The 13,852-nt window shown below is 42.1% G+C and carries 10 protein-coding genes and 1 tRNA gene; 2 read left to right on the top strand and 9 right to left on the bottom strand.

The annotated features are described in order from the left end of the window. Positions 1–133 precede the first annotated feature (133 nt). The 4 genes from JGUZn3_RS09000 to JGUZn3_RS08985 form a co-directional block, all read right to left on the bottom strand. A complete protein-coding gene (locus tag JGUZn3_RS09000; protein WP_203413206.1) occupies positions 134–2,308 on the bottom strand; it encodes a peptidase domain-containing ABC transporter in 2,175 nt (724 codons plus the stop codon). Beyond that, positions 2,305–3,624, bottom strand: a complete 1,320-nt coding sequence (locus tag JGUZn3_RS08995; protein WP_203413205.1) for an HlyD family secretion protein — start codon at positions 3,622–3,624, stop codon at positions 2,305–2,307. The genes JGUZn3_RS09000 and JGUZn3_RS08995 overlap by 4 nt, the downstream gene beginning before the upstream one ends. A gap of 295 nt (positions 3,625–3,919) precedes the next feature. Continuing rightward, complete coding sequence (gene rpoH / locus JGUZn3_RS08990; RefSeq protein WP_203413204.1) at positions 3,920–4,804, bottom strand: RNA polymerase sigma factor RpoH; 885 nt, start codon at positions 4,802–4,804, stop codon at positions 3,920–3,922. A gap of 294 nt (positions 4,805–5,098) precedes the next feature. Further along, positions 5,099–6,112: an RluA family pseudouridine synthase gene (locus tag JGUZn3_RS08985; RefSeq protein WP_203413203.1), complete on the bottom strand. Its 1,014-nt coding sequence runs from the start codon at positions 6,110–6,112 to the stop codon at positions 5,099–5,101. 281 nt (positions 6,113–6,393) lie between these two features. Between JGUZn3_RS08985 and JGUZn3_RS08980 the strand changes: the two genes are divergently transcribed. Then, complete coding sequence (locus JGUZn3_RS08980) at positions 6,394–6,837, top strand: hypothetical protein (protein WP_203413202.1); 444 nt, start codon at positions 6,394–6,396, stop codon at positions 6,835–6,837. A gap of 219 nt (positions 6,838–7,056) precedes the next feature. Here JGUZn3_RS08980 and JGUZn3_RS08975 read toward each other — a convergent pair whose 3' ends face one another. Beyond that, complete coding sequence (locus JGUZn3_RS08975; RefSeq protein ID WP_203413201.1) at positions 7,057–8,934, bottom strand: hypothetical protein; 1,878 nt, start codon at positions 8,932–8,934, stop codon at positions 7,057–7,059. A gap of 202 nt (positions 8,935–9,136) precedes the next feature. On the opposite strand from JGUZn3_RS08975, the gene JGUZn3_RS08970 reads away from it, so the two are divergent. After that, the gene (locus tag JGUZn3_RS08970) at positions 9,137–9,514 is read left to right on the top strand and encodes a hypothetical protein (protein WP_203413200.1); all 378 of its coding nucleotides are present in this window, start codon (positions 9,137–9,139) and stop codon (positions 9,512–9,514) included. Positions 9,515–10,071: 557 nt separating this feature from the next. Here JGUZn3_RS08970 and JGUZn3_RS08965 read toward each other — a convergent pair. From JGUZn3_RS08965 to dld, 4 genes are all read right to left on the bottom strand, one after another. Further along, positions 10,072–10,147: transfer RNA gene (locus tag JGUZn3_RS08965), tRNA-Glu, on the bottom strand. A 264-nt stretch (positions 10,148–10,411) separates the two neighbouring features. Further along, the gene (locus tag JGUZn3_RS08960; protein ID WP_203413199.1) at positions 10,412–10,771 is read right to left on the bottom strand and encodes a hypothetical protein; all 360 of its coding nucleotides are present in this window, start codon (positions 10,769–10,771) and stop codon (positions 10,412–10,414) included. A gap of 35 nt (positions 10,772–10,806) precedes the next feature. Then, positions 10,807–11,907, bottom strand: coding sequence for a hypothetical protein (locus JGUZn3_RS08955; protein ID WP_203413198.1), 1,101 nt, complete (start codon positions 11,905–11,907; stop codon positions 10,807–10,809). 120 nt (positions 11,908–12,027) lie between these two features. Continuing rightward, a complete protein-coding gene (gene dld, locus JGUZn3_RS08950) occupies positions 12,028–13,764 on the bottom strand; it encodes a D-lactate dehydrogenase (RefSeq protein WP_203413197.1) in 1,737 nt (578 codons plus the stop codon). Positions 13,765–13,852 lie beyond the last annotated feature (88 nt).

Genomic DNA, 13,852 nt, shown 5'->3' with positions numbered 1-13,852 from the left:
ATTACAAAAAGTTTTAAAACAACCTATTCCCCTAAAAGCTTGAAATGGCAGTGAAAACCATTTTAAGATTTTTTAGGGGAATATTTTTAGGTCTGGTTATATTTACAGAATGGCGTTTTAGATAGCGATCATTTTATTGTGGTTCAATTTGGTCTTGTTGATCCTGCTGATCGCGATGGATGATTTGTAATTGTCCAGTTTTGGCCGTTTCCGGTGTTACCACAACAACGATATCGGCATGGGCGACAGTCGCAGGACGGTGGGCGACAATGACGCGGGTCATCTGCAAATCACGGAGGGATTCAGCAATAACAGCCTCAGTTGCTTCATCGAGATGGCTGGTGGCTTCGTCTAGAAAGAGTATTTCTGGCCGACGATAAAGGGCACGCGCCAAAATAACTCTTTGCTTTTGCCCACCAGAAAGAGAATTGCCCATATCCCCGAGAAGGGTTTCAAACTTCATGGGCATTTCCATAATATCATCATAAATAGCAGCCCTTTTGGCGCATTCAATCAACAGGGCTTCATCTTGGTTATCTGCAAAACCAGAGATGTTGTCAGCTATAGATCCTGTGAAGAGGCCATCATCTTGAAGAACACCGGCAATTTTGTCTCTATAATTAGGAAGAGATAATGTTTCGATGTTAATACCGTTATAGAGAATGGTGCCTTCATTGGGCTGAATCAGACTCATCATGGTTTTAAGAAGCGTCGTTTTTCCACCACCAGAAGGGCCAATAATGGCAACACTTTTTCCTGCCGGAATGGTCAGGCTAACATTGTGATAAATCCAGGGCTCCGCATCGGAATAACGCACTGAAGCATTTCTGATATCTAATGTTCCCGCCCTGGGGGTTGTATCATCAGAGGAGAGAAGAATGGGGGCTGGTGTAATGGCATCAGTTTCAGGTTTAGTCATAGCAATATCAGAGAGGCGGTCTGTTTGCACGCTTAACATACGTAAGTTAAAAGCTGCTGAAATCAGGCTACCAATACGCCCTGTAAATTGATCTTTATAGGAGAGGAAAGCAACTAACATACCAACAGACATTTTGCCTTCCATAACCATATGGGCTCCCAACACCATCATGATGATCCGGTCTGCACTAAAGATCAGCTCTTTTGCCCGCCCAAAAACGAGGTCATATTTTTGCACAGTTAAATGGACATTAATGCTGTCAATCATCAGGTTAAGCCATTTTGATTGGCGTCTTTCCCGTAAGTTCAGCAGCTTAACACTTGCCATACTTCTAAGCGTTTCTATAAAATGTGACTGTTGCCTGGCATCATAGACAAGGCCCTCTTGCGAGGCGCGGCGGTAGGCATCATAGGTGAGTAGCCTTAGGATAAGATCCAGGATAACAGCAACAAAGGTAACAGCCGCCAGCCACTTTCCGTAGATGATAAGCATGATAGCCATGCCAATGGCCATAATTCCATCCATTATGGCTTGCACCATATCGGTCGTAAGTGTTTTCTGGATCGATCCCAAGGACGAAAAGCGCGAGAGAACATCCCCCACATGGCGTTTCATGAAATAGTCCAAGGGCAGGCGGGTCAAGTGGCTAAAGAGGCTTGTGCTCCACTGTATGCCAACCACAGTACCAAAAAGCATTACCATCCATGTTCGGGCTGATGCAATAATCATTTGAAGAAGGATTAAGATACCGACACCTACAGCAATTGTTGTTAGAAGGTCGTAGTCATTGGTGACAATAACTTCGTCAATAACAACCTGCGAAACAATTGGCATAACAATAGCGATAATTTCCAAACCTAAAGACAGCAAGAACAGCCTGATGAGGGTCGCTTTCAAACTGCGAACGTGTTTAAAAAGATCTCGAATACGTAAATTGGCCCGCTCATCTCCACGTTCGAAATTTTCATTCGGGATCAGTTCAAGCGCTACGCCTGTAAACTCCCGAGAGACTTCTTCCAAACTGAGAACTCTCTTGCCATGAGCAGGATCGTTAATAATAACTTTTTTGGAGGTAACCTTTGTTAATACAACAAAATGATTTAAACTCCAGTGCAAAATACAAGGTAGGCGGAGTTTAGGTAAATCTTCCATATCGAGTCGTAAGGCTCTGGTTGAGAGACCTACTCGATTGGCAGCATCAATAATATTTTTAAGTGTAACCCCTTTAAGGGAGATGGATTCTCGTCTTCTTAAAGAGGCAAGGTCGATAAGATGACCATGATAATTAAGAACCATCGCCAAGCAGGCAAGCCCACACTCAGCAGCCTCAATCTGCAGAATAACCGGAACTTGCTTACGGAAATTTAAAGAAAAATTTAAAGGGATCATTGCTTTGGGCGTCCCAGCACATTCTGCATGCTGTTTTTAATACTGAATAAAGGATCAAACATCCACTGATAAAGACGGCGGTAATCTATCGCGATATCGGCTTCGACAGCCATACCGGCTTCAAGCATCTTTTTTTGCCCATACACATTTACGTACGGAAATTCAGGCTTGACGCGGATCCGATAGACACTGTTATCGGTTGGAGCCTTGTTCTTTTCGTCTGCAGGGATAGCCCCCCCTGCACCTTGTTGCTGTTGTTGTCCATCAGCAGAGCTGGAAACAGGTGCACGGGTAATTTCTGTTACTGTTCCATGATACAAACCAAATTTTTGGTAAGGATAGGCCGCATAGCGTAGAAGGACAGGGTTTCCCTCTTTGATAAACCCAATAGAGGCACTGCTGACATAGAGTTCAGCATCGAGTTTATGCCCTGTAGGTAGAAGGGTTAATAACGGGGTACCCACAGAAACTTGCTGACCAACATACCCTCGGATAGCTGTTAGGGTACCATCTTCAGGCGCAACAATAACATTGTTTTGTTGGCCCTCTTTTTCGGTAATGCGTTGCTCGGCTTCCGATATCTGTCTTTTAATATCGTTGGTATCATGGGCAAGGGTATCGTTAAATTGCTGGAGTTTTGCTGTAAGCTCTGCTATTTTCCCCTCAATATTGGTTTGACTTTGCAGAAATTGGGCATGGCTGTTCAGTAGCTGAGCATAAGTATAGAGCTCATTTTGATATTGTGCATCTGTAGTCAAATATTGGCTTTTTGCCTTTTCAGTGCGTTCTAAAACCTGCTGAACCAAAGGAAGAACTCGATTATCTTGCTCAAGCTGGGCTGCAATTTGTTGATGCTGTTTGCTGAGGTTGGCAATCTGATTAATAAGGCTTTGGCGCTCTATAGGAGCAGTTTTATAGCGAATGGCAAGCTGATCATTTAAAAAATCACGTTGGCGTTTGAGGTCTTGTATGGCACGCAATTGGGTTGGGCCAGAAGCTGAGTGGCTTTCTAAGCTGATGACAAAAAGAACATCACCTTTCTTAACGTGGCTTCCTTCAATGGCTGTTCTTTTTGTGACAACACCGTTGTTGATAGCACCAACAGTTATGAGGCCTTCTGGCGGCATCATCGTGCCTGTTGCGTGAACACGCCTAGTATAACCCCCAACAAAGAAGTAAATAATGGCAATAACAACCATAATGGTTGTAACAATGGTTATAATCCGTATCGGAATGGGTTGAACAGCTTGAACGCTTCCCAGCCATCCATCCTTTCTTACGTCTAGAACCTCTTTCCTGTAGAGAGAATTACTCATATGAACCTGATTATAATCGGTTTTTCATTATGGTTAAGTTATTAAGCTACTATAGTAACAGTATTTATTATGTGAGGTTTGTTGCGTTTATAAAAAATTTAGAAATGCCCTCTTTAAAGCCTACAAGGCATACCATGATTTAAAAATGTTCACCAAATAAAAAATACGATTTTCCCTTCTGAAAGGGGAAACCGCATTTCTAATGTGTTATATTGGCACGCCCGAAAGGAAACGGGAACTGAAAAACACTTTTTACTCGCAACTTCTCTCTGAGAACGCCTTTATAGGCGCTCTCTTATTTTTGGAGAGTTTCCCGGTGTTTTTTAACATCATTTTTCATAGCATTTTGAAGTTTTTCAAAAGCTCGAACCTCAATCTGCCTTACCCGTTCACGAGAAATATTATATTTTTGAGAAAGTGCCTCAAGAGTGGAGGGCTCTTCCTTCAGGCGTCTTTCTATCAAAATATGCCGTTCGCGGTCATTTAAGGTAGAAAGCGCTGTGGCTAAAAGAGCTTTTCTTCCTGAGAATTCCTCCTGATCAGCAAAGGATTCTTCTTGATTTTCATGGTCATCAATCAGCCAATCTTGCCACTCTCCTTCTGAGTCACTGCGTAGAGGAGCATTAAGACTGTGATCGGGAGAACCAAGCCTGCGATTCATTTGCACCACATCTTGAGCGGTAACATTGAGAGTGGTTGCAATTTTATTGACTTGCTCGGGCAGAAGGTCTCCATCATCAATAGCCTGCATCTGGCCCTTAAGCCGGCGAAGGTTGAAAAAGAGCTTCTTTTGGGCTGCGGTCGTCCCCATTTTAACAAGTGACCAGCTGTGAAGAATATATTCCTGAATAGAAGCACGGATCCACCACATGGCATAGGTCGCAAGCCGAAACCCACGATCAGGATCGAAGCGGCGGATAGCCTGCATCATGCCGACATTCCCTTCGCTGATAAGCTCACTTAATGGCAAGCCGTACCCTTTATACCCCATGGCAATTTTTGCAACCAAGCGTAAATGAGACGTTACGAGCTTATGCGCTGCGGCATTGTCTTTCTTATCCCTCCATTGTTGAGAGAGCCTGAGCTCCTCTTCTTGAGAGAGGATAGGGTATTTTTTAATTTCTTGAAGATATTTTGTAAGATTACCTTCAGGAGTGAGATTAATGACGGCAGAGGCCATGATTGGGCTCCTTTCGTCTGAACTGCCACGCCAAACCTTTAATGCAAACAGTAGAGAAAGAGTAAAGTTTCTTGGCAGTCAGATTATATAAAACAAAATTACTGGGGTACGCTCTGTAAAAATTTTACAAAAGTATGAGTAATTAAAATGGAAAGAATATTAATAATTCCTTATGAAAAATACAGTACTAAATGAGTCCTGTCAACAAAAAGTGAGGCTATGGGACGCAATAAAGCTTAGAATACCCTTCAAAATGAAATAAGCATTTATGAATATAGCCGGTGATGAGGAACATTATGAGGCATCGTAGCGTGCTTTTTCTCCGTATTCTAGGCACAACTCATCAATCAGTGTTTTCATCGTTTGAGGAACAGGGGTGCTGAATTCCATATATTGGTCTGTAGCGGGATGGGAAAACCCCAGTAACGTGGCGTGTAACGCTTGATAGGGATAGTCCAAGGCTAGGGTTTTAAGATGTTTGGAAAGAGTTTTTGCTGCAGGGTGGATTCGGCGTAAATAGAGTGGATCTCCCAGTAAAGGATGTTGACTATGGGCCATATGCACGCGAATTTGGTGGGTTCTCCCTGTAGCAAGCTTACATTCTAGAAATGTTATAGCCTCACCAAAATAGAGGAGAGATTGATAAGAGGTCAAGGCATATTTGCCATTTCGGTTTACAACAGCCATTTTCTTTCGGTCTTTTGGGTCACGGCCAATAGGGCCTTCAATGCTCCCTTGAGAAGGAAGCCGTCCCCAGCACAAGGCCAGATAACGCCGATTAATGCTGCGTTCAGCAAACTGATGGGAGAGGGAGGTCAATGCCTGTTCTGTTTTGGCAACTACCATAACGCCAGAAGTATCTTTATCCAGGCGATGGATAATGCCAGGCCTGATCTCGCCCCCAATACCAGGAAGGGTATGCCCACAATGGCTTAAAAGGGCATTGACCATTGTTCCTGTCTCATTCCCTGGGGCTGGATGTACAACCATGCCGGCGGATTTGTTAAGGACCAGCAAGTGATCATCTTCGTACAGAATGGCTAGGTCAATTTCTTCTGCTTGAGGGCGTGTACTGACGGGAGCCGGTAAGATGAGTTCAAAAACATCCCCCTCATGGACTTGGCGTGCGGGTTCTGTGAAAGGTGCGTGATTGCGGGTGATGTGGCCCTGTTCAATGAGGGTTTTTATTCTTGATCGGGAAAGAGAGAGTGGCAGTTGATCGGCGAGTAGACGATCTGCCCTGGGTTTTGTTTCAGCAATATCTTCTGCTGAGACAACATAAGTGTAAGTGGAAGAAGAATTTTTCATAAATAAGACAAATAACTTAGCAAAGGGGCACTCTCAAAGAACGGAAATAATATGACCACTGGAATTAATAATATTATCACTGAAATTTTTGATGGGCTATGAAAATTCTATAAGCGTTCTTAGGCCTGATTTGAGTCTTGACGTCTCGAAAGTAAAGCCTTTGTGGATTGTTTTTCTGAAAGCAAACATATTAAGTGTGAGGTTAGATAAAATATTCTATAGCAAGTCTTTACGTTCTTCTTTAAAGAAGGTTCTTTATTAGGGCTCTTGGGTAGGTATGAATGCAAGAAAATACGCAGTCTCTTTTTGTGGGAATGACTTCAGGCCAGAAAATCTTAGCATCCGTGGTTGTTATTCTCGGTCTTCTTATTATCGTTATGACGACCATTATAGGAGTTGCTTTTTATAAAAAGAACTTTTCGGCTGCCTCTAAACTCTCTTCGGCGGGAGTTGAGCAGGGGGCACCACCAAGTAGGGGAATAATTCATATTGCCTCTGGTCATCAGGTTATTTCTGCTGCCCGTTTTACGGACACCAAGCTCATTTTACTCACTCAGCCCAATGAATCATCCCATAAGAATGGTTATAGCCATATTATTATATGGGATATTGATAAGGCTAAATCCATACAAGATATAACTATTCTTCCAGGAGAGAATGCGTTTGAGAAAGGGGGTGATCTTCAAAGCGGAAGCAGTAGAAGGGATGAAGGCAGAAAAGAATAAGGGGCTAAAAATCCTTTCTTTTCCCAAAGTTATTGTGATCTCACAGACATTGTGAGGCGAAAAGCGAATATATAAAAGTCAGATTTGTAGTGAATTTTTTCATGATGAACTCGGCCCTCGCTACGATTTTATTCGTGGTGCAATCCACCGCTTTCTTTTTGAAAACTCGTTGCTTCCTTTTTAAAAACCAAAAATTTGCCATAAGGTCTTTCCAAGAAACTAATGTCTTACAGGTTTCCCTAAGGCGTCTGTCCATCTTGCGCCGTTCCACCAGACAGGAATGCCTCTCTCATGGTCTGGATTTAACGTTGAATAACAATCTGAACAGTATTTTTGCGCTCCCTTAGCCTGATTTTTCCCAAGGCTTGCAAACCCGGAACTGTTGAGGACAACAGAATTAAGGCCCGTAAGATTAACGCGACCCGTGGATTGGGATCCGAAGAAAAGATCTGCCTCATTGACTTCGTTAATGGTTATCGCATTGGGATTAGAGGAAGATTGAAAGACAAGGGTTCCTCCTTTTATAATTCTCAGGCTTTCGTTGGTATTAAGATAGGTAGAATTTAAAAGAAGACTGCCATCAAATTTTTGCTGAAGACCACAGTGTCCAGAGCCACCACAGAGTGATAAACCACCATTATTATCTCTTTTATTCCAAACAATCTCTCCCTCATTCGTTCCCGTTTTTATATCTCCTTGGTTTCCATCAATCAGCAAGCCAAGATGCATGGAAGTATCAGGCCAGTTAGCCGAGGGACCATCTTTGGAGAGGTAATTCACAAAGCGGAATTGATGAGCTCCATCGCTCCACTGGTCATGCTCAAAACCAATACGTTTTTGCTGTTGCCCATGGGCAGTAAGGCCTACCCCTTCATTGCCATGCACATAGAAAGAATTAGCCTTAATCACGTTATTATAGGGTGCCTCATAGACAATGAGATGGTTTGGAATATCGCCCGCTAGCATCATGTCATAGCTATCTCCCGTCAGAACATCAGGGTTTTGATTTCTGAAAATAGGTGAGATGGTTACACCATGAACCGATACATGGTGAGGGCGGAGTTCATCATGAATAAAAATATCAATCTCTTCTGCTTCCATGCTATGGATCAGTGATTTTGCCTCTTTACCCGTTTTTTTGCCATTATAGGACATGAACAGGTTACGACCAAAACTTTTGCCTGGCTGGCCAATGAAGACCATCGGTTTTTTATAATCTGAGCTCCATGTATCATAAACATTTCCAGGGAGATGGTTAATTGTAGAGGGAGCACCCGGAACAGCCCACCCCGTGATGTAAATGACATTGGATTCTTTTTCATCAACATGGTCTACATAAGTGGCGTAGTTGCGGGTTTTGGGAAGCTCATTGAGAAGCGCATTCTTTTCTGGAATAGAAAGATCAATGGAATTGGTCTGTAAATACATACTGGGGTGGATCATCTCCAGCTGTTGGAGTGTTAAGGGATGTTTAAGGATGATTTTTTTGTTTTCGTAACGAGAAACCTCAGCGATAATTCTGGCATCCGTATTATCCACAAATTCGTAAAAGCCAATCTGGTCAAACCCTCCGGCTAGGGCTACAGCATGTCCTCCACCATGGTAATCCACTCCAGAGATAGCAGGCCTTCCGCCTCCTCCTTGAATATCATCCTGGGAATTGATCACACATAATACACATCCTGCTCCAATGGGCCCGTATGGTCTTCCAGAAACATATAAAGAGAGAGAGGTTTTGTGACCGGAAGAGTCTAGATAACCTCCCATAAAAGCTGTTTCTGCGCCGGCGATATAGTCTGGCATGCCGTTTCTGAGTTCGATAATACGATTATTGTTTTTATCCTTTACAACAAGGTTATTTACGGTCGCTTTTTTCGACTGATCCAGCCCCACAACACCATTGGGTTGATTGATCTGGTTTCTAAAGACTACGCTTTCTGAGGCAGTAGCGAATGAAGAAGGGGTGTTGTCAGTTATGCCCTGATGATCCTGTTTGCCTGCAGTAGGGGATGGAAACTCACGAGCTTGGGTGTTTTCGTAGAAAAGGAAGGGAGCAAGAAAAGCTGTGCATAATAGAAAAGAGGAAAAAAATCTCATTTTATAGTCTTTAAACCTTATTGTTTATGAGAGTGAACTTAGTGATACAAAATAATAAATTAAAATTGAACACAGTTTTCTTAACAATCTTTTGATGTCGTTTTCTTAAGAATAAGAATAAAAACTTTCGTCTTTATGTTATTATGTTAGCAACCACAGGAGATTACTTCTTATAACTTATAACAGAAACGGAAGAGGTTTAATGAAAAAGAATATTCTCATGGCTTTAGCTTTTTCCCTTTTTGCCGGCACGTTCGGGCTACAGGGTGTTCACGCAGAGTCCGTAACGGAAGTAGTAAGGGATAACCAGGCTGAAACCTTAAAACAAGCTAATAGTGATAAAAAATTCATGGAATGGTTGCTTACTGCAATGAAGGAATCAAAAGAATCGCCCAACTATCCTGGCAGACAACACGATTTCGCTCATTCCAAAACCGTGATTAACGATTTTATTGTCGCATCTTACAAATTATATAATCATGATATCTCTAAGGAACAATACAGAAAGTTCATGTCCACAGAGAATATCAGCTTAAACGATAGGTTCCAGATCGATTATATTATCAATAAAATTCAGTAATCGTGTTCTTAAAACTCTATTTTTACGCTTTATACTCTCTACCGGAAAAGGGTCCAGGTTCTTTTAAATATTCCTGAACCCTTTCTTATTGTAAAGATTGCTTTAAGCAATATAAGACCTCTTTGCTAGTGAGAAGATCACTCTAGAGTTTTTCTCAAAAAATTTTCTCCTTACTAATAGCCCTTTTGACCAGCCTTCAAAAGAAGATCCTATAAAAATTCAAAGAGAAAATTTGTGGCCTATAGCTCTTATCCTTTTGATTTTTAAGAGATCCTATTGGCTTAATGTAAATATTTTTCTATGAAGGCGTTGGTTTTAAAGATATTTTTTTGAAAAAATTCAATTTTATATAGAGTTAGGATACAATAGTTTCTCATAAGAGTGGCGATTTATAATCGTATTGAATCCAATCAAGACATTTTTTAAAAAGCTCGGACTCATAGGGTAGAGTTGCCAAACTGTTGGCTGGTGAGAGGAGAGGAATTTTCTTCACTACCGTAGAAACGGCATTCAAATAAACCCAAAATTCAGTAAGTTATCAAAGTAAGAGGTTTATATGGCGTCCCGTACGGGATTCGAACCCGTGTTGCCGCCGTGAGAGGGCGATGTCCTAGGCCTCTAGACGAACGGGACATAAATATTAAAAAAGGCCAAAACTTTCCTACGGGAGAATAGGAGAGAATGCAATAGTCTTAAAGGAAAAAAGAGAAAAATTCACAAATAAGGTTTTAAAATTTTTCCAAAAAAGTTTTTCCCTTAAAGCATCATAATAAAAGAACACTCATACCCATAACTATTAGAATAGAGAACTATGCCTAAGTTAGGGTATGAGTGTTCTGAAAAGTTTATTAAAGCACTCTATAAAACATGTAGGAATGCTTTAACCAAATGATTATTTTAGGCTTGTGAGTAGTTTACCCATTCGTTTTCATAATGGTATGATCCTACCGTAGCTGTACCACCTAGGCTTTGTCCAAGCTGAACGAGGCCTTTTGTGGCCTGATAAATAACGTAATCATTAAACTGGTGTGCTAAGCGCAGGAGAGGGCCACCAAGCCCATCAAGGAGAGAGCCAACAGAGCCAAATATGCTTTGCTGAGCGCTATTAATGACGTTAGATGTCCCGATTAATAAATTTCCGATACCAGGTGCAATAGGGGCAATGAAAAGATTAAGAGTATTGGCCCAATAGCTGCCATCAAATAATTGACCACCAGCGACTGTATTAAGTTCAACAACGTTTAGTTCTCTTATCATAATATTAAACCTTATGAGTTTACAATTTTTAACAATTAAGCCACTAAACCAGAATCTGAGAGATGCTGATTAGCATTAGTAGAAACAATAGCATTGTTTGCAAGGAGAGCAGAGGAGCTGGCTGTACCAGCAGTTGCTGTAATTTGCGGATCAATGCTAGAGGTAAGAACAGCATGGCTGTCATTGGTAGGAATGTAGTGTGTGAGATCAGAAAGATAGTGGGATTGTGACGGAATACTGATGAGAGAGTCATTAGCCACCGTCTGAGCAGAGATGCGCTCTTGTCTGAGCTGATCGAGTTGATCATTTCCGGAAATATTGCGTTCTGTATTAAAATACGCATCCAGTGTTTTTAGCCAGAGGCTTTTGCCATCAAAAGGATTATTGCCGAGATAGATATAGCCGAAGATTCTATTAGGATCACCAGCAACATTTCCTCCCAAAAGGGTATCAAAGGCTCGTCCAACAATATCGGCCTTAACGTTCAAAGGGGCAGAGGCCTGAATGGCTGTTGGAACAGCCTGCTGAACGGCAGACCAAAGATTGTCAAAGGTCGGTGTTTTTGCCAGGGACTGAATAGCAGCAGCAGCAGTCTTCAGGAGAGCATCGGTAGTGGTGGCCAAAAATTTATTATATTGGAATGGGTCTTGAAGTACCAATTCCCCAACGGTTTTTGTTCCTTCATAAGGGGTTGTCCAATAGTAGAACGCACCACCCCAGCCGCCAATGGTGACATTACCATATTGCAGGGCTGTTTTAATATCAAACTGAAGGGTATAATCCGTCTCGTAAATTTTTCCTGTTTTAACGACGTCTGAAATAACAGCACGAGCAAGACGGTCTGAGATATCCTGGAAGTTCACGTTTACTTTTCCATCCCAGGCAAGACCATAAAGCGTAGCATTGCGAATGAAAAGGCTTCCAAGAGCTTGCTGGTTATCGGCATTGATATCAGCAACTTGTGAATACCAAAATGTACTTTCCGGAGCGAGAGTACCCAACCCTGCACTTTTTTGGTAAAGAATCTCTGCATAAAGATCTGTATAGCCTAAAGCAAAATTGCTTGTGAGATTATCGGTATCGTTTATAAGTTTTTGCCGTGTTGAATCAGAGATTGTAAGAAAATTTAACGCCATTATAGTTTCGCCTTCCTAATAACCTTATTGATGGTTTGTTAATCATTACAATTTTTTAGAACGACAATACAGATAATAGCTTTAATTTAAAATAGAAAAAACGCTGGATTTGATTAATTTTTATTTATCCTCATAACACTGGCATGCCCAGTTTCGCCATTTAGGTGTTTTGCCAATACCGGGATTCATGGTGTTGGTGGGGTCTAGCCTATGGTAAAACTTTTCTAGGGCAGGTTTTGCTCTATAGAGGTGGCCCACATTATGTTCTGCTGGGTATTCTGCCTTCCGTTTATCGAGGATGGCAAGCATCTGCTCTTTAATGGTATGGGGGTCATAGCCTTTTTTAACAATATAATCTTGATGGAAAACGTGGCACATAAAATGACCGTAGTAGATTTTATGGGTAAGTTTATTTTCTATGTCAGCAGGAAGTGTTTCCAGCCATTCCTGATCATTACGTCGTAAAGCGATATCCAGAGGAAGGATATTTTCTACTTCCGACTCATGAAGGGCATGGTAGCGAACCGCTGAGCCAGCCGCAACAAAGCGGTTCAGGAAGGCCTTTTCTCCTTCACGCGCTGTACAGGTAAAAAAACTGCCTTCCTCTTTTTCAAAAAAAGATTGCAGAAAAGTGCTTGCTTCTTCAATAGCAGAGTCTGCCATTTTAAGGAGCAGGTGATGTTCATAGCGATGATGATAATCTTTCAGGCGAGGGGGAAGGTGTGATGGAAAAAGCTGAGAGGCCATTTGCATCACCTTATCGATAAGATTATGGGGAATAAAACGTTTTTTATTTAAATAGGCATCTATCCGCCCTTTAAGGGTAAAAAGCTTGGGCATGTTTTCTGTTCCAAGCCAGTCAATCATCAGGAAAGTATCTTTTCCGTATTTTTCTGCCATTTCAAAAGCGTTCCGGTGCATATATTCCCCTGCGATGGGAATATCGGAAAAATGGCTTAGAATATGTCTTCTGATTTTCGTTAAAACACTTGTACTATTGGTTCCAATATAGAAAACCTGGGTACGCTTGGGTTTGGGGAAAGTATCGAGCCGAACGGCAAAAACGCAGAGCTTCCCTGCTGATCCTGCGGCCTCAAATAAATGGGTGGGGTCTGCATTAAAGCGTGAGGGGGTATCGGCCTCTACGTCCCGAACATGTGTGGCATAATCACGGCTAGAACAAGCGGCATCTCCGCTTTTTATTGCATGAGAATCGTAATGTTGGTGTTCCAGGTTATTCAAGATTTCTTCTGGTTCGCTTCCCAGTTCAATTCCTAGATGATTGATAAGAGTGGCTTTCCCCTCTGAAGAGACACAGCCAAATAAGGCCATTTCAGTATAGGCCGGGCCGCGATGAACAAGAGCTCCCCCAGAATTATTGCATATCCCCCCGATGACAGAGGCCCCAATACACGACGACCCGATAACGGAATGAGGGTCACGGTTGTAGGGTTTTATTGTTTTTTCCAGTTCCCATAACGTGCTGCCAGGTAGGGCGATGACCTGCTCCCCAGAATTAATGACCTGAATTTTGTTTACCCTTAATATATTGATAATAACAACAGGGCGGTCATACGCATTGCCAGAAGGGGTTGATCCTTCTGTTAAACCAGTATTAGCAGCCTGCATGATGACAATCATATCGTTTTCAACACAGGCTTTGAAAACTTGCCACATTTCAACAAGAGTGCCTGGAAAAACAACCGCAAGTGCTGCTCCTAGACCTGAGCGGAATCCTTTTCTGTAGCGCTCTGTCTGAGAGGGGAGGGTAAGAACGTTGTGTTTCCCCACTTTCTGGATGAGTATTTTTATAAACTGATCATGTTGGGATAAGGACGCAGAAGGGGAGTGTGGCATTGCCTGTCTCTAAATATTAGGCCTCAATCTCATGAGAAAAGGGCGCTAGAGAGGCCTTGTTACTGAAAAAGTTTATTATGAAGCTCCT

Origin of the sequence: Entomobacter blattae (assembly GCF_014672835.1) — a bacterium.
GTDB classification, from domain to species: Bacteria; Pseudomonadota; Alphaproteobacteria; order Acetobacterales; family Acetobacteraceae; genus Entomobacter; species Entomobacter blattae.
The sequence above is the reverse complement of the archived record's forward strand: the minus strand, read 5'-3'. Positions and strand labels throughout refer to the sequence as shown.

What these genes read in the sequence shown, in the direction of transcription:
- JGUZn3_RS08980 (WP_203413202.1), top strand. Translation starts at nt 6,394, where the DNA reads ATGCAAGAAAATACGCAGTCTCTTTTTGTGGGAATGACTTCAGGCCAG.
- rpoH (WP_203413204.1), bottom strand. Translation starts at nt 4,804, where the DNA reads ATGGCCTCTGCCGTCATTAATCTCACTCCTGAAGGTAATCTTACAAAA.
- JGUZn3_RS08955 (WP_203413198.1), bottom strand. Translation starts at nt 11,907, where the DNA reads ATGGCGTTAAATTTTCTTACAATCTCTGATTCAACACGGCAAAAACTT.
- JGUZn3_RS09000 (WP_203413206.1), bottom strand. Translation starts at nt 2,308, where the DNA reads ATGATCCCTTTAAATTTTTCTTTAAATTTCCGTAAGCAAGTTCCGGTT.
- JGUZn3_RS08960 (WP_203413199.1), bottom strand. Translation starts at nt 10,771, where the DNA reads ATGATAAGAGAACTAAACGTTGTTGAACTTAATACAGTCGCTGGTGGT.
- JGUZn3_RS08975 (WP_203413201.1), bottom strand. Translation starts at nt 8,934, where the DNA reads ATGAGATTTTTTTCCTCTTTTCTATTATGCACAGCTTTTCTTGCTCCC.
- JGUZn3_RS08985 (WP_203413203.1), bottom strand. Translation starts at nt 6,112, where the DNA reads ATGAAAAATTCTTCTTCCACTTACACTTATGTTGTCTCAGCAGAAGAT.
- JGUZn3_RS08970 (WP_203413200.1), top strand. Translation starts at nt 9,137, where the DNA reads ATGAAAAAGAATATTCTCATGGCTTTAGCTTTTTCCCTTTTTGCCGGC.
- JGUZn3_RS08995 (WP_203413205.1), bottom strand. Translation starts at nt 3,624, where the DNA reads ATGAGTAATTCTCTCTACAGGAAAGAGGTTCTAGACGTAAGAAAGGAT.
- dld (WP_203413197.1), bottom strand. Translation starts at nt 13,764, where the DNA reads ATGCCACACTCCCCTTCTGCGTCCTTATCCCAACATGATCAGTTTATA.